This is a genomic window from Lactococcus sp. S47, assembly GCF_016517475.1.
GTDB lineage: Bacteria > Bacillota > Bacilli > Lactobacillales > Streptococcaceae > Lactococcus > Lactococcus lactis.
Map to the genome: position 1 here is coordinate 151,959 of NZ_JACVUB010000001.1, position 17,775 is coordinate 169,733.

Genomic DNA, 17,775 nt, shown 5'->3' on the forward strand with positions numbered 1-17,775 from the left:
TCATTTTGTTAGCTATGATATAATGGAAGAAATTCTAAAAGAAGATAAAAAACGAAAAGAGAAAAAATGCAAAAATCAGCTTTAATTATTATTGATTTGCAAGCATTCATTAAAAAATTAGCGAAAGATGCTGTTCCTTATGGCTGGGATAAAATTATTGAAAATAATCAAGCTTTAATTTCTGCATTTGACCAAAAAAATCAGCCAGTTTATATTGTGACTGTTGAACCAAAAATACTTTGGCAATCAGCTAAAAAAGCTTTTTCTCGGATGATTTTGCAAGATGAATTGGATAAAAATCCAAGATTACATCAATTAGTAAAATATGGGCCATCAGCATTTAAACAATCTGATTATGGCTTAGCTGACGAGTTGAAAAATAATTCTGTCAGTAAAATTTATGTTTCTGGTGTGTCTATGAGTAATGGAGTATTAAAAACAGCCAGAGATGGGGCGGATTTGGGATTTGAAGCGATGATAATTGAAGACGCCTGTGCTGACAGAAAGTTAAAAAACTTCCAGAAAACAAAAACTGACGAAATACCAAAATTTGGGAAATTAATTAAAACAAGAGAAATTATCGAGGAACTGAATAAAAATGTCTGAGAAATATGTCGTATTTGACTTTGAAACTACAGGATTTTCTGCACAAAAAAATGAAATTATTCAAATTGGAGCGGTAAAATATGATGAGAATAATCAAGAGCAAGCTAGATTTAATCAGTTAGTAAAAAATCAACGCTCTTATGTCTCAACTGAAATCACACAATTGACTGGCATAAAACCAGCTGATTTGTTAAATCAACCAACGATTGAAGAAATTTTACCTGAATTTTTAGACTTCATCAAAGGCCATTTATTAGTGGCTCATAATGCTCCTTTTGATATTTCTTTTCTTTATCAGGCCATTATTGATTGTGCCATTACTGATGTTGAGGCTTTTCGTGTCTATGATACTTTGGCAGAAAGTAAAAAGTTATTAACTATGTCTTCTTATGCTCTAGAAAATTTTAAAGACCTACTAGAAATGAATGATTTACGTTCGCATGACGCGCTCAACGACTGCTTAATCACGGCAAAACTTTATCAATATTTACAGAAAATTGAAGAAGTTGAGCTGTCAGTAGAATCAGAAGTTACTGACGAACTCGGTCAGTTAGATTTATTTGGTGACAGCTCTGATGAAATTACTGACAGCCTTCGCAGAAAGTTAAATTTACCAATCACCAAAGCTTTAGTCTATTATCAGCAAAATCTTGAGCGAAAATGGGAACGTTTTGAAGTTCTTGGAATTTCGATTGAACGAGAGTACTCCGTAGGTTCGAGTTTAAATATTCGTTTACATAATTCAGAGAAAGTGAAAATTCATTCTGATTTTCTAAAAGAAATGCAAAAAACCAATTTCGTGACGATTATGGAGGAAGAAAAATGACAGCAATTTGGAAAGAAAAAAGTTTTAATCAACTTACATTAGATGAAATGTATCAAATTTTAAGCCTGCGTACTGCTGTCTTTGTTGTGGAGCAAAACTGCCCTTATCAAGAGCTTGATGGCAAAGACCAAGTAGCCAAACACCTCTGGTTAGAAAATGAAAATGGTCAACTGATGGCCCTTTGTCGCCTACTTCCCAAAGGGATTTCATTTGCAGAGGCTTCAATTGGGCGTGTCCTTGTCAATCCTGAATTTCGTGGACAAAATTTGGGAAGAGGACTCATTGAAAAAGCCTTAGAAGTCCTTAAAGAAGATGGGGAAGAAGCAGTAACAATTGAAGCGCAATATTATTTGCGTGATTTTTATGCTTCATTTGGTTTTGTTGAAAATTCTGAACCCTTTTACGAAGATGATATTAAACATGTCAATATGATTTTGAAATTCTAAGATGAAATAATTTACTGACAGCTTTGTCAGTAATTTTTTCACTTCAAATTAAGCTGTCAGTAGATTTTAAAGAGATAAACAATCTTATCAATTTTGACCAATAAATAATTTGTAAGTTTTTTTCGTTTTGATTTTGTGGTAGAATAGAAAAAGTGATTTTATATTGTAGAATGCCAAAAGCAGAGAACTGTCAGTAAAAATCAAAGATTTATTTATAAATTAGCAAATAATTAATTAAAAAAGTAAACAAATTTTCTAAAAAGAAAGTTAAAATATGTCAAACATTCAAACCTTACCATTAGAAGATATAATGGGTGACCGATTTGGTCGATATTCAAAATATATCATTCAGGAGCGGGCCCTTCCCGATATCCGTGATGGTTTAAAACCGGTACAACGCCGTATTCTTTATTCAATGAATAAAGACGGAAACACATTTGATAAGTCTTATCGTAAATCAGCGAAATCAGTCGGAAATGTCATGGGTAATTTCCACCCACATGGAGATAGCTCAATTTATGAAGCAATGATTCGGATGAGTCAAGACTGGAAGATGGGCGAACCTTTAATCGAAATGCATGGTAATAATGGTTCAATGGATGGTGACCCACCAGCCGCTATGCGTTATACTGAAGCCCGTCTTTCAGAAATTTCAGGCTATCTTTTAGCAGATATTGAGAAAGATACAGTAAGTCAAGCTTGGAACTTTGATGATACTGAGAAAGAACCAACAGTTTTACCAGCAGCTTTCCCAAATCTTTTAGTCAATGGCTCAACCGGGATTTCAGCTGGTTATGCGACAGATATTCCACCTCACAATTTGGGGGAAGTCATTGATGCAACCATTCATATGATTGACCATCCTAAAGCTGATGTAGAAAAAATCATGGAATTCTTACCAGGACCAGATTTTCCTACTGGTGGGATTATTCAAGGAAAAGGCGAAATCAGAAAAGCTTACGAAAAAGGAAAAGGCCGCATCGTTGTTCGTTCAAAAGTCGATATTGAACCAATGAAAGGCGGTCGTGAGCAACTTATTGTTACTGAAATTCCTTTTGAGCTCAATAAAGCAAACTTAGTCAAGAAAATTGATGATGTTCGTGTCAATGCTAAAGTGCCCGGAATTGCAGAAGTCAGAGATGAGTCAGACCGTGAAGGGCTTCGGATTGCAATTGAATTAAAGAAAGAAGCTGATAGCCAGCTTGTTTTGAATTACTTGTTTAAAAATACTGATTTACAAGTGAATTATAACTTCAACATGGTTGCAATTGATAATATGACTCCTGTTCAAACCGGTGTCTTACAAATGCTCCGTTCTTATGTCAAACACCGTGAAGATGTTATCGTTAAACGTTCACAATTTGATTTAAATAAAGCAGAAAAAAGACTTCATATTGTTGAAGGTCTGATTCGCATGGTTTCTATTTTAGACGAAGTGGTCGCAACGATTCGTGCATCAGAAAATAAAGCAGATGCCAAAGAAAATATCAAAGTTTCATTTGGATTTACCGAAGAGCAAGCCGAAGCCATTGTCACTTTACAACTTTATCGTTTGACCAACACCGATATTGTCACTCTACAAAATGAACAAGCTGAATTAGAGCAAAAAATTCTCGAACTTAAAGCGATTATTAACGATGAACGTACCTTGTTTAATTTAATGAAACGCGAACTTCGTGAAGTTAAGAAAAAATTTGCCAAACCACGCCGTAGCGAATTACAAGATGAAGTTCAAACCATTGAAATTGAAGCGAGCGAATTGATTGTGGCAGAGGATACTGTAGTTTCAGTAACGCGTTCAGGTTACATCAAACGTACTTCACCACGTTCATTTGCTTCCTCAGCACTTGAAGAAATTGGTAAACGTGATGATGACGAGCTTCTTTATTATGCCAATGCTAAAACAACTCAACATCTCTTACTTTTCACAAATCTTGGCAATGTCATTTATCGCCCAATCCATGAACTTTCTGATATTCGTTGGAAAGATATTGGTGAGCATCTATCTCAAAGTCTCTCTAATTTCTCAGCTGATGAGAAAGTAATTTTTGTTCAGATTGTGGATGAATTTGCTGGTGAAAATCTAGTTGTTGTCACAAGAAATGGACAAATAAAACAAATTGAACGTGAAAGTTTCTCCCCTTGGCGGACCTATCGTTCAAAATCTACTCCATGTGCTAAACTTAAAGGAGAAGATGATGAAATTGTTCTAATCACTCCAGTTCAATTTGCAGACCTCATGCTTATTTCTGAAAATGGTTATGCCCTTCGCTTTAATCTTGATGACGTTCCGGTTTTGGGTGCTAGAGCTGCAGGAGTCAAGGCCATGAATCTTAAAAATGGCGATAAAATTAAGTCCGCCTTCTTTGTTAACTCAAATAGTTGGTACCTTTTGACTCAACGGGCATTTATCAAACGTGTTAAGACGGATGATATTCCGGCCACCTCACGTGCTAACCGTGGCCTTCAAGTACTACGAACCTTGAAGACAAATAATCATACTGTCTTTGCAGCCGGTTTAATCAATTCGACTGCTGATTTATCAGCATTGACCGAAGAATTAGATTTGTTCAGTCAAGCTAAAGCACCAGCGACAAAAGAAACTGATGAACAAGTATTAGAAGTTATCAGTGAGACTGGCAAGAAATACGATATCAATTTGTGCGATTTATCATTATCAGATCGAACAAGCAATGGACATCCAATTGCTGATGATCTTGAAAAAATTGCAAGCGTAAAAATAAAATAAAAAAAATCAGCTTTGGCTGATTTTTTTATTGTCTTCGACCAATAATATAACGAAAAAGTGCCGCATAAAGTAGCCAAAGAATAATACAAGCTCCAATAATCCAAACCCAAGCATCTTTTTGGTTAGTAAGTGGAAGTGGTACATTCATTCCAAAAAAACCGGTGATGACTGCTAATCCTGCCAAAAGTACAGAAACAATTGTCAAAGTCGTCATATTATCATTCAAATTATTATTAAGGACATTATTATAAGTCCCTGCTAATTGTTCAAGAATTTGAGCATTAAGGTGTGTCATACTGGCAAGCTGCTGTGCTTCGATAATTGCATCTTCAAGCTGCTCTTTTTCAGTTTCATTGAACTGTCTGTAAATACTTTTAGTTTTAAGTTGTTCAAGTAGTAGAGTATTTTGGTTGGCACTAGATACAATATACAGCATTCCCGTTTCAATATCAGAAAGGGCCAACAAATTTTTCTTTGTTGTTTTTTCACGCAACTTTTGATTAATTTCTTCTTTTGATTTATCAATTTGTTCTAAGTAAGGAAAGAAAGCCTCTGAAATCAAAAATAAACTGATGAAAAGAAGATGATAAACTGTTTCTGGTTCATTTTGAAAACAATATTTTTTAATTTGATTAATTAAATATTCATTTTCTGGATGATAAAGAGTAATTAATCGATTTTTTTGTGCTACAAAAGTAATGGGAACCGTCTTATAATGAACTTCTGAATTGAGTAAATCCAGACTATTGAAAATCAGTACAAAGTCTTGACTATCAGGGATGAACTCCGTGTGAGGACGTTCATTTTTATCTTCGGCATATTGAAGCGTTTCTAAGTCAATACCATAAGTAGCAAGTTCAGAAGTATTTCTAAGGTCTTCGACATTAAAAGAAAGCCAAGTGAGTTGAGGGTTTATTTTTATTTCTTGCATGATAAGATATCCTATGTTCTAATAGAGCCATTTTAGCAAAATTGTAATTTTTGAGCAAATAAATAGGCGAAAACTATTAATAACTAACTTGAGAAATTGCTATTTTAAAGAATACGTTTTTATTTCTTGACAATCTTTAAATTTAAATGCTATACTTTAGCTACAATTGAATAAATCTTCAGGGCAGGGTGTAATTCCCTACCGGCGGTATAGCCCGCGAGCTGCTTGCAGCATGATTCGGTGAAACTCCGAGGCCGACAGTATAGTCTGGATGAAAGAAGATAATAAAACCATAATACTCTAGTCAGTATTATGTCTATTTAGCCTAAAACTCTGGAGTGAATTTATATAATTCACTCCATTTTTGGTTTTTTGAGCTGCATTTTTGCTCGAAAAAAATAGAAAATTTATCAAAAGACCCTGAAATTTTATTTTAGGGTCTTATTTTTTATTAGAAAGGATGAATAGATGAAAAAAGACGAATACTACATGGATTTAGCAATTGTACTTGCAAAAAAAGGAGGTGGTAATGTCAACCCTAACCCTCAAGTAGGAGCCCTTATTGTCAAAGAAGGGAGAATTATTGGTCAAGGTTATCATGAAAAATATGGGGAAGCTCATGCGGAAATCAATGCTTTTAAGGATTGTAACGAATCTCCCGAAGGATCCACGCTTTATGTGACCTTAGAGCCTTGTGCGCATCAGGGAAAACAACCCCCTTGTTTTGAAGCGATTATAAAAAATAGAATTAAGCGTGTTGTTATCGGGCATTTAGACCCCAATCCCTTGGTTTCAGGAAAAGGAATTAAAGCAATGAAAGAAGCTGGAATTGAAGTTTCTATCAATGTCTTAGAAAAAGAATGTGAAGAATTAAATAAAATTTTCTTTTATTATGTTAGTCAAGGGCTTCCTTATGTCATGATGAAGTATGCAATGACTTTAGACGGAAAAATTGCGACATCAGCAGGTCAATCAAAATGGATTACAGGTGAAATTGCAAGACAGAAAGTACATCAAGACCGTTCACGTTTTATGGCAATTATGATTGGTGTTGAAACGCTTATTTTAGATGATCCACAACTCTCTGTCAGGTTGGAAAATGGAAAAAATCCGATAAGAATCATTTGTGATACTCATTTAAGAAGTCCTTTAGCTTCCAAGATTGTTTCCACAGCTACTGAAATTCCAACGATTATTGCTACAGCTGAGTCTGACCCCAAAAAACAAGCTTCTTTTCTTAAAGGGGGTTGTGAAATTATTTTAGTTTCTTGCCTAGAAGGAAGATTGAATTTGAAAGAATTGACCAAAAAGTTAGGAGAAAAAGGGATTGACAGTATCATCTTGGAAGGTGGAGGGACATTAAATGCTTCGGCATTAAAAGCAGGGATAGTCCAAAAAGTTCAAACTTACATTGCCCCTAAAATATTTGGTGGAAAAGAAGCACCAAGTCCAGTTGAAGGACATGGAATTGAGCACCCCAATCAAGCCTATCTCCTAGAAAGGGCTCAAATAACCTATCTAGGAGAAGATATTTTATTAGAAAGTGAGCTTCTTTAATGTTTACAGGAATAATTGAAGAAATAGGGAAAGTGAGTCGCCTGCAAAAAAGAGAAAAATCCTTCAAAATTAGTATCCGTGCTTCCTTGATTTTAGAGGATATGAAACTTGGAGATTCTATTTCAACAAATGGTTTATGCCTGACCGTTTCTGAATTTAATCAAAAAGAATTTACGGCTGATATTATGCCTGAAAGTCTAAATCGTTCAAATCTTGGGACCTTAAATGTGGGTGCCAAAGTTAACTTAGAACGAGCGATGTCATTAAATGGCCGATTTGGTGGGCATATTGTGTCAGGGCATATTGATGGAGTTGGCCAGATTTTAGAAGTAAAAAAAGAAGAAAATGCCATCTGGTTTGAAATCAAAACGAGCTTAAATTTAATGAGATATATCGTCGAAAAAGGCTCAATTACGATTGATGGGATTAGTCTTACAGTTGCTCAGGTTAAGTCGAAATCTTTTAGTGTTTCCATTATTCCACATACGCTCAAAGAGACGATAATGGCAGATAAAAAAGTGGGTGATACTGTTAATTTAGAAAATGATATTTTGGGGAAATATATAGAAAAATTATGGGGCGATAGTAGTTCTTCGATGAAAGAATCTTCAGTAACTAAAGAAAAACTATTTAACAACGGATTTTTATAGGAGATAAAATGTTCCAATATAATAAAGTAGAAGAAGCACTTGCTGCACTTAAAGCAGGGGAAATGATTATTGTTAGTGACGATGAAAATAGAGAAAATGAGGGCGACCTTATCTGTGCGGCCGAATTTATCAGCCCAGAAATAATTAATTTTATGGCAAGTGAGGCCAAAGGTTTGATCTGCGCACCACTCAGTGAAACTTATGCTAAGAATTTACAATTAGAAGCAATGGTAGATAAAAATACAGATAATCATGGAACAGCTTTTACAGTTTCGGTTGATCATATTGAAACTAGCACAGGAATTTCGGCTTTTGAACGGGCCTTAACCATAAAAAAACTTGTTGATGCCGAGAGTTTACCAAGTGATTTTCGTAGACCAGGTCATGTATTTCCACTTATTGCCAAGAAAAATGGCCTTTTAGAGCGAAATGGTCATACTGAGGCTACGGTTGACTTGTTGCGTCTGGCTGGTTTAAAAGAAGTAGGTGTCTGCGTTGAAATAATGGACGAAGATGGAACAATGATGCATAAGGTGAAACTGAAGGAAAAAGCGCAAGAGTGGGGCTTGAAATATATCACAATTAAAGCTATTCAAGAGTATCTTAAGCAAAATGAACTGCAAGTAGAACAGGTGACTAGAGCTAAACTACCGACGAAATATGGTATGTTTGATATTTTAGGATTTGTCAATAAAATAAATGGTGAGCACCATGTTGCTTTAGTTAAAGGAGATATTGGTGACGGTCAAGCTATTCTTTGCCGCGTTCACTCAGAATGCTTAACTGGTGATGCTTTTGGTTCTTTGAAATGTGACTGCGGTGGACAATTAGAAGAGGCATTAAAAAAAATAAATGATGAGGGGCGTGGCGTGCTTTTATATCTTCGACAAGAAGGACGTGGAATTGGTTTGATTAATAAACTTCGTGCCTACTCACTTCAAGATGAAGGACTTGATACGGTTGAAGCTAATTTAGCTTTGGGGTTTGAAGAAGATGAGCGAGAATATTCTAATGGAGCACAAATTTTAAAAATAATTGGGGTGAAATCATTGAAATTAATGACTAATAATCCGCAAAAGATTAATGATTTTCAAAAATATGGTCTAGTAGTTGAAGAAAGAGTAGCTCTCCAAATCAAAGATAACCCCTTTGACCGTGATTATTTAAAAGTAAAACAAAATAAAATGGGACATTTGTTTGACTAAAGTAAAATAGAAAGTAAGGATAGAAATATGACAATTATTGAAGGAAATTTAAGAACAGAGAATGCAAAATATGGGATTGTAGTTGCTCGATTTAATGAATTTATCAATGCAAAACTTTTGTCAGGAGCATTAGATGCACTCAAAAGACATGGAGTCCAGGAAGAAGAAATTGATATAGCATGGGTTCCAGGTGCATTTGAAATTCCCATTATTGCCCAAAAAATGGCGACTTCCAATAAATATGAAGCAATTATATGTTTAGGGACTGTCATCAGAGGCTCAACTTCTCATTATGATTTTGTTTGTAATGAAGTTTCTAAGGGGATTGCTCATGTTTCCTTAAACTCTAATATTCCGGTCATGTTTGGTGTACTAACAACTGAAAATATAGAACAAGCCATTGAGCGTGCGGGCACAAAAGCTGGAAATAAAGGTTTTGAAGTAGCGGTTGGAGCAATTGAAATGGTTGATTTAATGAGAAAGATTGGCTAATTTATCTATAAGTGCATTTATTTAAATGCGCTTTTTATTTTGAAATAGGATAAAAACTGTTCTAGCGAGCTATCAGATTGCGAAATATGCTATAATTAAAGCATGAAAAAACTACTGTCACTTGTTATTATCGTTGTCGGAATTGTTGCTGACCAAAATTTTAAAAATTGGATTGTTGCTAATATTCAGCTTGGAGATACAGAAAAAATTTGGCCTAACGTTCTTAGTTTAACTTATATCAAAAATGATGGAGCAGCTTGGTCTTCATTTTCAGGTCAACAATGGTTTTTCCTTATCTTAACACCGATTGTCTTAGTTGTTGCCCTTTGGTTTTTATGGAAAAAAATGGCACAAAACTGGTATTTTATTGGATTAACTTTAATTATTGCGGGTGCTTTGGGAAATTTTATTGACCGAATTCGTCAAGGATTTGTTGTTGATATGTTCCAAACTGAATTTATTAATTTTCCAATTTTTAATATTGCGGATATCTTATTATCTGTTGGTTTTGTTCTTCTTTTCATTGCAATTTTGATAGACAAAGAAACAAAATAAATTGATTAAAAAATCACTGACAGAAAGTTTTATTTAACATTTATAAAAAGGAAAACACACTTGCCTATCATAAAAATTAACGAAGAAAACAAAGGCTTACGTCTTGACAAGGCGCTTGCCAATCAAACAGAATATTCACGAAGTTTACTGACAGAACTTATCAAAAATGATAAAGTGTTTGTTAACAGTGAAGCCAAAAAAGCAAAGTATAAAGTAAAAGTAGGGGACAGGATTGAATTTGAAGTTCCGGAAGCGGAAGTTCTTGATATTGTTGCTGAAGATTTGCCACTAGAAATCATTTATGAAGATTCAGATGTTGCAGTAGTAAATAAACCTCAAGGAATGGTAGTTCATCCTGCAGCCGGTCATGCTTCAGGGACATTGGTTAATGCAATCATGTATCATATCAAAGATCTTTCAAGCATTAATGGTGTAATTCGTCCAGGAATTGTGCATCGTATTGATAAGGATACGAGTGGTCTTTTGATGATTGCCAAAAATGATAAAGCACACGAAAGTTTGGCAGCACAATTAAAAGATAAGACTAGCAAACGTCGTTATTTAGCGATTGTCCACGGTGAAATTGCTAATGATAAAGGAACCATTGAAGCGCCAATTGGTCGTAATCTTAAAGATCGCAAAAAACAAGCCGTAGTTTCTGGCGGAAAACCAGCCGTGACTCATTTTGAGGTTTTAGAACGATTTTATGGCTATACTTTGATTGCATTGCGCTTGGAAACTGGGCGTACACATCAGATTCGTGTACATATGAATTACATTGGTCATCCTGTGGCTGGTGATCCACTCTATGGGCCAAATAAAACATTGACACCTAATAAAGGGCAATTTTTGCATGCTGAAACATTAGGTTTTGACCATCCAACAACTGGTGAGTTTATGGAATTCCAAGTTGATGCTCCTGAGATATTCAATGAACAATTAGAAAAGCTTAGAGAACAAGTTTAAACTTGTTTTTTTTTGTATTTAAAAAAGAACTATATTTACTGACAGACTTTCTGTATTTGTCAGCAAATCAGACATCAATAAAAGATAGATGATGTATAATAGAGTTACTGATAGTTAGTAGGTTTTTATTAGTAAAAGGAGACTATTATGAACTTTTTTAATCAGATTTTTCATAATCAAATTTTAATGACAGCCATTGTGAGTTGGGCTCTGGCTCAGTTAATTAAAATAATTATCGAACTTATTCGGACACATCGTATTAATTGGCAATTAATTTTTGCAACAGGTGGAATGCCCAGCTCTCATAGTTCATTGGTTGTTGCTTTGGCAACGGCTACTGGATTGAGACAAGGATTTGATTCATCGCTTTTTGCTATTGCTACTGTTTTAGCCTTCGTTGTTTTATATGATGCCCAAGGTATTAGAAGACAGGCAGGAAATCAAGCCAGAATTATTAATCGAATGTTACAAAATGTCGAAAATGCCGGAATCAAAGTAGATAAAAATTTAAAAGAATTATTGGGGCATACACCAATTCAAGTGATGGGTGGAACAATTTTAGGAATAATTGTTGCTTTAGTAATGAATTAAGAAAAAATTCTGTTGCAATCAGAGTCGTAAGCGTTAACTATAGTGTAGTTTATAAATGCGAAGTAAAAAATGAGAAATTATCATCTAAAAATTAAGGTTATTGTAAGAAACAAAAGCCAAGCTATGGTAAAATGGTAATATGAATAATATAGTATTTATTAAGTATAAAAAAGGATTCTGTCTTGCCTTAATGATAGGACTCTTTCTTTTAATTAACGGGATTGCTATTTCTTTGACGCAAGTGTGGAACGCAGATCACATCATTGCGCTTTTGTTAGGAAATATTCTTTTAATAGCAGCCTATTTTTATTTTGTTGGAATTTATAAATTATCGAAAAAACTTTTTGACTTGAAGGATAAAAATAAAACTACTGACAAGTCTGTCAGTAAAATTGAGTTACTTACAGACTTGTCAGTAACAAAATATTATCGAATAAGCTTTTGGTTAGTAGCTTTGTTAACTTTTATCTTGCCGTTTCTTTTTATGATTCATGTGCCTGATAGTAAGCATGCTTGGGACTATTTCGTTATATTTAATTCTACGACAGAACTCCATGGTCAATCTTTTGGACTGTTACCTGAAACTGCTTCGCGTTTAGGATATTTTCTTCGTTATCCAAATAATCAATTTTTAGGGATTTTATTTAATCAAGTTTTCTCTCCATTTGCAGGAAGTGTTGAACTAAAAATGTGGGTTGTGACAGCAGTGTCTGCACTGTTGACAAGTCTCGGAGTTTTAGCTGGAACCTTAAGTGTTAAGGCTTTGAGCGGGAAAAGACATGCGCTCTTATACAATGTTTGTGCTCTCGGGTTCTTACCTTTTTACGTTTATGGTGCACAACTCTATAGTGATACGATTACACTTCCTTTTGTATCCTTTAGTTTGTTGTTCTTTATTTGTGCCATTAAATCACAAAAAATAACTCAACAAGTTCTATGGTATTTTTTGGCAACAGTATTGGCAGTTATAGGTTATGAATTTAAGCCAACGGTGTTAATTGTGCTTATTGCTGTTTTGATTTTCCTTGGACTTAATAAAAAGTGGAAACAACTTTTGCTTTTACTTCCAATGTTTGCTATTTTATTTGTTGGGGGACATTTCATGGTTAAAGCAACTATTGCGACCGAGCCAGCTTTTTCTCAAGAGGCTAATGAACGTCGTAATCTTCCGATGATGCACTGGATTGCTATGTCTTGGTCGCCAACTAATAAAACGGGTGGATTCAATAAGAAAGTGAGGCTCTATTCTGAATCTTTCCCAACTTATGAAGCGAAAAAAGAGGCTGATAAACAACTCTTCATAGACAATCTTAAGAAGATGGGACCTGTCGGAGTTGTGCGACAAATTGGACGTAAATTGGCCTATACTTGGTTATATGGTGATTTGAACAGTTCGTTTTATACTTATCATCATGAAAATAAATTTATTAATCGTTACTTTGATTATTTATCAGGAACCTCATTTTCTTTGGATGGCCCTGGTAATATAACAGGTTGGTTTATGCTAAAGGCTGTTCAAACCCTTTATTGGATTGGCCTAGTTGTTTTACTGTGGCGTCAAATCTGGCGAATTTTAATCAGCAAGAGAAATTGGTCAAATCCCTGGTTTATTCCAGCTTTGGCCTTTGTTGGATTGAGTTTTTTCCTTATTCTATGGGAAACAAATTCACGTTACCTTTATCAATTTGCCCCTGTTATGATTGCTTTAGCAAGTTTAGGTTTAATAGATAAGCAGTTTAAAAAGAAAAAAATTAAGGAGTGAATATGACTAAGATTCTTTATATGGTCGTGCCATGTTACAATGAAGAACTGGTACTTGATGAAACTTCCGAACGTCTCAAGGCTAAATATGAACAATTGATTTCAAATAATATTATTAGTCCAAAAAGTAGAGTTGTCTATGTTAATGATGGCTCAAAAGATAAGACTTGGGAAAAAATTCAAGAAAAACATAATGAAAATCCGATGTTTAGTGGGATTAATCTCTCGAGAAATCGAGGACATCAAAATGCTTTGCTTGCTGGTTTAATGACCGTGAGAAATTTAGCAGATTGCGTTATTTCAATGGATGCAGATTTGCAAGATGATATTAATGCAATTGATGAAATGCTTGAAAAATTTGAAAATGAGAACTGTGATATCGTTTATGGTGTACGGGATAATCGGGACACTGATACAGTTTTCAAAAGAAGAACTGCTGGAGCTTTTTATAAATTAATGCAAGGTTTGGGGAGCCAAAGTGTTCCTAATCATGCTGATTTTCGTTTAATGAGTCGCCGTGCCCTTGACGGTTTAGCTCAATTTCCTGAACAAAATCTCTTTTTAAGAGGAATGGTTCCTTTGGTTGGCTATAAATCTGATATCGTTTATTATAAACGTGGAGAACGTTTTGCCGGTGAAAGTAAGTATCCTTTGAAAAAAATGATTAGTTTTGCGCTGGATGGAATTACTTCAACATCAGCTGCACCGATGCGTTTGATTTTTTGGATTGGTTTAATTTGGTTTTTGCTAGCTATTGTAGGAGCAATTTATATTATTGCTCGCCATTTTATTAATGGTTCTGACGTTGCAGGTTGGGCTTCGACAATGCTGGCTATTGTTGGATTTGGTGGGGCTAATCTATTAGCTCTAGGTGTAATTGGTGAATATATCGGAAAAATCTTCTTGGAAGTTAAACAACGTCCTCGTTATTTGATTGAAGACTTCATTAACGAAGATTAAAAATGATAAATTATCATTAATTATTCAGAAAAACCGTATGGTTTTTTTGTTTTATGCTTGTTATAATGAGCAAGTAAATAAAAATTTTTGATTACATTTGCAATTAAAGAAAGGCGAGGTGCCAAATGAGCTACCATGTTTTGATTGTTGAAGACGAACCGAGTCTCTCTGATTATGTCAAAAAAGAGTTGATTTTTGAAGATTATCAAGTTTCAACCGCTTTTGATGGCCTTTCTGCTTTGGAAATATTTGAAACTGCTAAGCCTGCTATTGATGTTGTTTTGCTTGATTGGATGATTCCAAAATTAGATGGCTTGACAGTGTTACGTCGAATGAAAAAAATTCAGCCTGATACACCAATTATCTTCTTGACGGCGCGTGATTATATTGGAGATAAAGTCGCCGGTCTTGATGCGGGAGCAGATGATTATATTACTAAACCTTTTGAAATTGAGGAGCTATTGGCTCGGCTGAGGTTGATTTTTAGGAAATGGTCAAATTCTTCTTCCAAGGTCTATGAACTTGATTACTTAAAAGTTGATTTAAGTGCTCATACAACAGAAGTGGCTGGTAAAACAGTCAATTTGACCCAAAGAGAATTTTCTTTGTTAAGCTATTTTTTAGAACATCGTGGTATAGTTGTAAGTCGAGCAGATATTTTGGATGATGTATGGGGCATGGATTTTGACGGTCAGGAAAATACCGTGGATGCTTATGTTCGCTACCTTCGTGCTAAAATTGATTTGCCAAATCATAAATCTCTCATTGAAACCGTTCGTGGTATAGGTTATCGTTTAAATAACGAAAACTGAGAGAGGAAAAGAGGTAGCCATGAATAAAGTGAAAAATAAAGAAGAATTATTAGATGTTAGTTTTAACACAATGCTTCTGGGTAAAAGTATTTTTGCTTTTGTTGAATTTATATCAGGTTTACTTTTAATCTTTGTTCCACTTGATTTAATTAAAGCAACTATTCACCATCTTGCACTGGCTATTTCTCTAAGCCCGTTCTCTACGATGATTACAAATGCAGGAGAAAGGCTGACCAATGATGCTACTTTATTTGCTATTGTATATTTACTTTTACATGGTGCACTAAAGTTGGTGACGTTGGCTCTGCTCTGGAAAAAGATTCTATGGTCATACCCCTTATCAATATTACTTTTAGTTGGTTTTATTCTTTATCAAATCTTTGAATTTTTTAATCATGGGTCAATTTCAATGCTCGTTTTATGTGCGGTTGACGTATTGATGATTATTTTAACCTTATTAGAATACCGTAAGTTAAAAGCACATATTTCAAAAGAGGGCTCATACTCTCCCTTAAAAAATAGTAAAGTAAATTAGCGAATGAAAGAAATAGAATCAAAAACAAGTGCCAAAATTATTACCGATACTTTTGTCCGTATTTTCTTAATTTTTAGTCTGTTGATTACAATCATTGTTTCCGGAATTGTTGCATTTACAAGTTTACAAATCCGTAAGAGTGAGGGAGCGGCACTTTTAAATTCCGTTCAAACGGCAGCAACTAATGGGCAAGTGAATTGGGATGAATTTAAACTTGATAGTGAAAAAGACGAAAAAGCTACATTTGTTCGACTGACAAGTCCTTCAGGTCAAAGAGAAGAGAGTCAAGGAACAACAAATTTTTTAAAATCACGAAAATCTTGGGGAAATTTTAGTCTATTAAGAGATGATATCTTTTTATATAGTTCAAAAACTTCTAAAAATGGAACCAAAGCCGAATTATGGTTGAATATAAATGTTGTAGTTAAATCAATGATTAGAGCTATATTAGTTATTATTGCTGTCATGATTTTCCTCTTTTTCCTTGCTTTGATTTTAATTCAAAAAGCGGCCAGAACGATTAGTCAGCCTTTGACAGATATTGTGGTGGCAACTGATGGAAAGGATGTTAAACAAGTTCCTGTCAGTAAAAATCCTCTTGAAGTTCATCAGTTAAGTCAAAGTTTCAATCGTTTGCTCAATCGACTGAATCAAAAAATTGAAAATGAGCAACAATTTGTCTCGGATGCTTCACATGAGCTAAGAACGCCAGTTGCTGCAATTCGCGGACATGTGAATTTACTCAAAAGACGTTGGCATGAACATCCAGAAATTGTTGATGAGTCACTTTCCTATATTGATGAAGAATCAATGAGAATGAAAGTTTTAATCGAAAATTTACTGACCATTTCTAGAGGAAATCATTTAGAAATGAAAAAAGAAAGAATTAACTTAAGTAAATTTACTGACAAAGTGGTCAGTGAAATTCAACTCGCGCTAAGACAAAAAATAAACTTTGATATCCAAACAGATTTATTTGTCAGCATGGATAAAATGGCGCTATACAAAATTATTATTATCTTTCTTGAAAATGCTGGAAAATATTCACCTTCCAACTCAGAAATTACAATAAATATTACTTTGGAAAATCATCAAGTTGATTTTCAGGTTGCTGACGAAGGTATTGGCGTTCCAGAAGAAGAAAAAGATAATATTTTTGAACGATTTTATCGAATTGATAAATCCCGTTCAAGTGAAATTCCTGGAACAGGACTTGGTTTGGCAATTGCGAAGGAATATGCACAATTGAATGATGCCAAAGTCTTTGTTTCAAATACTTCTCCGAAAGGGTCAACTTTTCATCTCCTAATGGAGTCTATAGAAAACTAATTAATTATGAATAAAAAAATCTATTATATTTCGGGTGCTATTACCACCCTTGCCTTTTTAATTTTAGCGCTCTTTGTTAAAATTGATTTTACTCATGGTCCATTTCCTTTTGATCGGCCGATTCAAACTTGGGCTTTTCATTTGCAAAGCTCCTCAGGGCTCACTTACTTTTTCTCTCATATGACAAATATTTTTGGAGATAAAGGTGGAATAATTGTCGCAGTTCTACTTGCTTTGGTTTTATTTCTTCTCTTTAAACAGAAAGAAGCGACAATCTGGTTTGCGGCAACAGTTGTTTTAAGCCTTGCTTTAAATACTGCTATTAAAGTAATTATTGGTCGAGAGCGTCCTGATATTCATCGGTTAGCGGCTTTTGCCAATGAAGCTGGGAAAAGTTTTCCAAGCGGACATTCCATTTTTGCAACAATTATTTTTGGAAGTATTTTCTTTATCTGTCTAGGAAAACTTAAAAATCGTTCTTCTAAAATTTTATTAGGCATTTTATGTATTATATTAATTGCATTAGTAATGTTTTCAAGAATTTTTGTAGGGGTACATTATCCAAGTGATACAATCGGCGGATTTCTCGAAGGAATTAGTATTCTATTACTTACTTACTCCACATATATTAAGTATCAAGAAAAATCTAAAAAAACCAATTGATATCAATTGGTTTTTATTAATGTCGAAAATAAATTATACCAATTATCGTCTTTTTGAGTTTTATTAGAAGTTTTATACTTGACAATGACAAATAAGTGTAATATAATGCTATTTATAAATAAATATTAGAAAAATAATTAA

18 protein-coding genes and 1 riboswitch are annotated in these 17,775 nt (G+C 34.3%); of the genes, 17 read left to right on the forward strand and 1 reads right to left on the reverse strand.

All coding sequences use genetic code 11. From position 1 onward, the window contains the following. The first annotated feature begins 66 nt into the window (after positions 1–66). The 4 genes from IAE52_RS00715 (at position 67) to parC (ending at position 4,627) form a co-directional block, all read left to right on the forward strand. Entirely contained in the window at positions 67–606 is a 540-nt protein-coding gene (locus IAE52_RS00715; protein WP_033900030.1) for an isochorismatase family cysteine hydrolase, read from the forward strand. After that, positions 599–1,432 carry a PolC-type DNA polymerase III gene (locus tag IAE52_RS00720; protein WP_058211984.1) on the forward strand — a complete coding sequence of 278 codons (834 nt, stop codon included), beginning with the start codon at positions 599–601 and terminating at the stop codon, positions 1,430–1,432. Before IAE52_RS00715 ends, IAE52_RS00720 begins: the two co-directional genes overlap by 8 nt. After that, on the forward strand, positions 1,429–1,878 hold the full coding sequence (locus IAE52_RS00725; RefSeq protein WP_033900027.1) for a GNAT family N-acetyltransferase: 450 nt from the start codon (positions 1,429–1,431) through the stop codon (positions 1,876–1,878). Before IAE52_RS00720 ends, IAE52_RS00725 begins: the two co-directional genes overlap by 4 nt. A 274-nt stretch (positions 1,879–2,152) precedes the next feature. Then, on the forward strand, positions 2,153–4,627 hold the full coding sequence (gene parC / locus IAE52_RS00730) for a DNA topoisomerase IV subunit A (protein ID WP_032946778.1): 2,475 nt from the start codon (positions 2,153–2,155) through the stop codon (positions 4,625–4,627). 25 nt (positions 4,628–4,652) lie between these two features. Here the strand turns inward: parC and IAE52_RS00735 are convergent, their stop codons facing one another. Next, on the reverse strand, positions 4,653–5,558 hold the full coding sequence (locus IAE52_RS00735) for a magnesium transporter CorA family protein (RefSeq protein ID WP_003130981.1): 906 nt from the start codon (positions 5,556–5,558) through the stop codon (positions 4,653–4,655). 170 nt (positions 5,559–5,728) lie between these two features. Further along, positions 5,729–5,845, forward strand: a riboswitch (FMN riboswitch). A gap of 181 nt (positions 5,846–6,026) precedes the next feature. On the opposite strand from IAE52_RS00735, the gene ribD reads away from it, so the two are divergent. From ribD to IAE52_RS00800, 13 genes are all read left to right on the forward strand, one after another. Continuing rightward, positions 6,027–7,115, forward strand: coding sequence for a bifunctional diaminohydroxyphosphoribosylaminopyrimidine deaminase/5-amino-6-(5-phosphoribosylamino)uracil reductase RibD (gene ribD / locus IAE52_RS00740; protein ID WP_109990835.1), 1,089 nt, complete (start codon positions 6,027–6,029; stop codon positions 7,113–7,115). Next, complete coding sequence (gene ribE / locus IAE52_RS00745) at positions 7,115–7,765, forward strand: riboflavin synthase (protein WP_103054691.1); 651 nt, start codon at positions 7,115–7,117, stop codon at positions 7,763–7,765. Before ribD ends, ribE (IAE52_RS00745) begins: the two co-directional genes overlap by 1 nt. 8 nt (positions 7,766–7,773) lie before the next feature. Then, on the forward strand, positions 7,774–8,970 hold the full coding sequence (gene ribA, locus IAE52_RS00750; protein ID WP_109990836.1) for a GTP cyclohydrolase II: 1,197 nt from the start codon (positions 7,774–7,776) through the stop codon (positions 8,968–8,970). 27 nt (positions 8,971–8,997) lie between these two features. After that, entirely contained in the window at positions 8,998–9,462 is a 465-nt protein-coding gene (gene ribE, locus IAE52_RS00755; RefSeq protein ID WP_003130993.1) for a 6,7-dimethyl-8-ribityllumazine synthase, read from the forward strand. 102 nt (positions 9,463–9,564) lie between these two features. Beyond that, the gene (gene lspA / locus IAE52_RS00760; protein WP_109990837.1) at positions 9,565–10,017 is read left to right on the forward strand and encodes a signal peptidase II; all 453 of its coding nucleotides are present in this window, start codon (positions 9,565–9,567) and stop codon (positions 10,015–10,017) included. A gap of 60 nt (positions 10,018–10,077) precedes the next feature. Next, the gene (locus IAE52_RS00765) at positions 10,078–10,983 is read left to right on the forward strand and encodes an RluA family pseudouridine synthase (RefSeq protein WP_003130995.1); all 906 of its coding nucleotides are present in this window, start codon (positions 10,078–10,080) and stop codon (positions 10,981–10,983) included. A 147-nt stretch (positions 10,984–11,130) separates the two neighbouring features. Then, entirely contained in the window at positions 11,131–11,574 is a 444-nt protein-coding gene (locus IAE52_RS00770) for a divergent PAP2 family protein (protein ID WP_003130996.1), read from the forward strand. Between the two features lie 139 nt (positions 11,575–11,713). Further along, entirely contained in the window at positions 11,714–13,336 is a 1,623-nt protein-coding gene (locus tag IAE52_RS00775; RefSeq protein ID WP_109990839.1) for a glycosyltransferase family 39 protein, read from the forward strand. A gap of 2 nt (positions 13,337–13,338) precedes the next feature. Beyond that, positions 13,339–14,295 (forward strand): glycosyltransferase family 2 protein, encoded by a 957-nt coding sequence (locus IAE52_RS00780; protein ID WP_015426264.1) that lies wholly within the window; start codon positions 13,339–13,341, stop codon positions 14,293–14,295. Positions 14,296–14,420: 125 nt separating this feature from the next. Next, the gene (locus IAE52_RS00785) at positions 14,421–15,107 is read left to right on the forward strand and encodes a response regulator transcription factor (protein WP_023164051.1); all 687 of its coding nucleotides are present in this window, start codon (positions 14,421–14,423) and stop codon (positions 15,105–15,107) included. Positions 15,108–15,126: 19 nt separating this feature from the next. After that, positions 15,127–15,642 carry a DUF2127 domain-containing protein gene (locus IAE52_RS00790; protein WP_058203693.1) on the forward strand — a complete coding sequence of 172 codons (516 nt, stop codon included), beginning with the start codon at positions 15,127–15,129 and terminating at the stop codon, positions 15,640–15,642. Between the two features lie 3 nt (positions 15,643–15,645). Continuing rightward, the gene (locus IAE52_RS00795; RefSeq protein WP_033900236.1) at positions 15,646–16,971 is read left to right on the forward strand and encodes a cell wall metabolism sensor histidine kinase WalK; all 1,326 of its coding nucleotides are present in this window, start codon (positions 15,646–15,648) and stop codon (positions 16,969–16,971) included. Between the two features lie 6 nt (positions 16,972–16,977). Next, on the forward strand, positions 16,978–17,634 hold the full coding sequence (locus IAE52_RS00800; RefSeq protein WP_200136625.1) for a phosphatase PAP2 family protein: 657 nt from the start codon (positions 16,978–16,980) through the stop codon (positions 17,632–17,634). Positions 17,635–17,775 lie beyond the last annotated feature (141 nt).

What these genes read in the sequence shown, in the direction of transcription:
- ribE (WP_003130993.1), top strand. Translation starts at nt 8,998, where the DNA reads ATGACAATTATTGAAGGAAATTTAAGAACAGAGAATGCAAAATATGGG.
- IAE52_RS00735 (WP_003130981.1), bottom strand. Translation starts at nt 5,558, where the DNA reads ATGCAAGAAATAAAAATAAACCCTCAACTCACTTGGCTTTCTTTTAAT.
- ribD (WP_109990835.1), top strand. Translation starts at nt 6,027, where the DNA reads ATGAAAAAAGACGAATACTACATGGATTTAGCAATTGTACTTGCAAAA.
- IAE52_RS00785 (WP_023164051.1), top strand. Translation starts at nt 14,421, where the DNA reads ATGAGCTACCATGTTTTGATTGTTGAAGACGAACCGAGTCTCTCTGAT.
- IAE52_RS00790 (WP_058203693.1), top strand. Translation starts at nt 15,127, where the DNA reads ATGAATAAAGTGAAAAATAAAGAAGAATTATTAGATGTTAGTTTTAAC.
- ribA (WP_109990836.1), top strand. Translation starts at nt 7,774, where the DNA reads ATGTTCCAATATAATAAAGTAGAAGAAGCACTTGCTGCACTTAAAGCA.
- IAE52_RS00775 (WP_109990839.1), top strand. Translation starts at nt 11,714, where the DNA reads ATGAATAATATAGTATTTATTAAGTATAAAAAAGGATTCTGTCTTGCC.
- IAE52_RS00780 (WP_015426264.1), top strand. Translation starts at nt 13,339, where the DNA reads ATGACTAAGATTCTTTATATGGTCGTGCCATGTTACAATGAAGAACTG.
- IAE52_RS00725 (WP_033900027.1), top strand. Translation starts at nt 1,429, where the DNA reads ATGACAGCAATTTGGAAAGAAAAAAGTTTTAATCAACTTACATTAGAT.
- IAE52_RS00715 (WP_033900030.1), top strand. Translation starts at nt 67, where the DNA reads ATGCAAAAATCAGCTTTAATTATTATTGATTTGCAAGCATTCATTAAA.
- IAE52_RS00720 (WP_058211984.1), top strand. Translation starts at nt 599, where the DNA reads ATGTCTGAGAAATATGTCGTATTTGACTTTGAAACTACAGGATTTTCT.
- ribE (WP_103054691.1), top strand. Translation starts at nt 7,115, where the DNA reads ATGTTTACAGGAATAATTGAAGAAATAGGGAAAGTGAGTCGCCTGCAA.
- IAE52_RS00770 (WP_003130996.1), top strand. Translation starts at nt 11,131, where the DNA reads ATGAACTTTTTTAATCAGATTTTTCATAATCAAATTTTAATGACAGCC.
- IAE52_RS00800 (WP_200136625.1), top strand. Translation starts at nt 16,978, where the DNA reads ATGAATAAAAAAATCTATTATATTTCGGGTGCTATTACCACCCTTGCC.
- parC (WP_032946778.1), top strand. Translation starts at nt 2,153, where the DNA reads ATGTCAAACATTCAAACCTTACCATTAGAAGATATAATGGGTGACCGA.
- lspA (WP_109990837.1), top strand. Translation starts at nt 9,565, where the DNA reads ATGAAAAAACTACTGTCACTTGTTATTATCGTTGTCGGAATTGTTGCT.
- IAE52_RS00795 (WP_033900236.1), top strand. Translation starts at nt 15,646, where the DNA reads ATGAAAGAAATAGAATCAAAAACAAGTGCCAAAATTATTACCGATACT.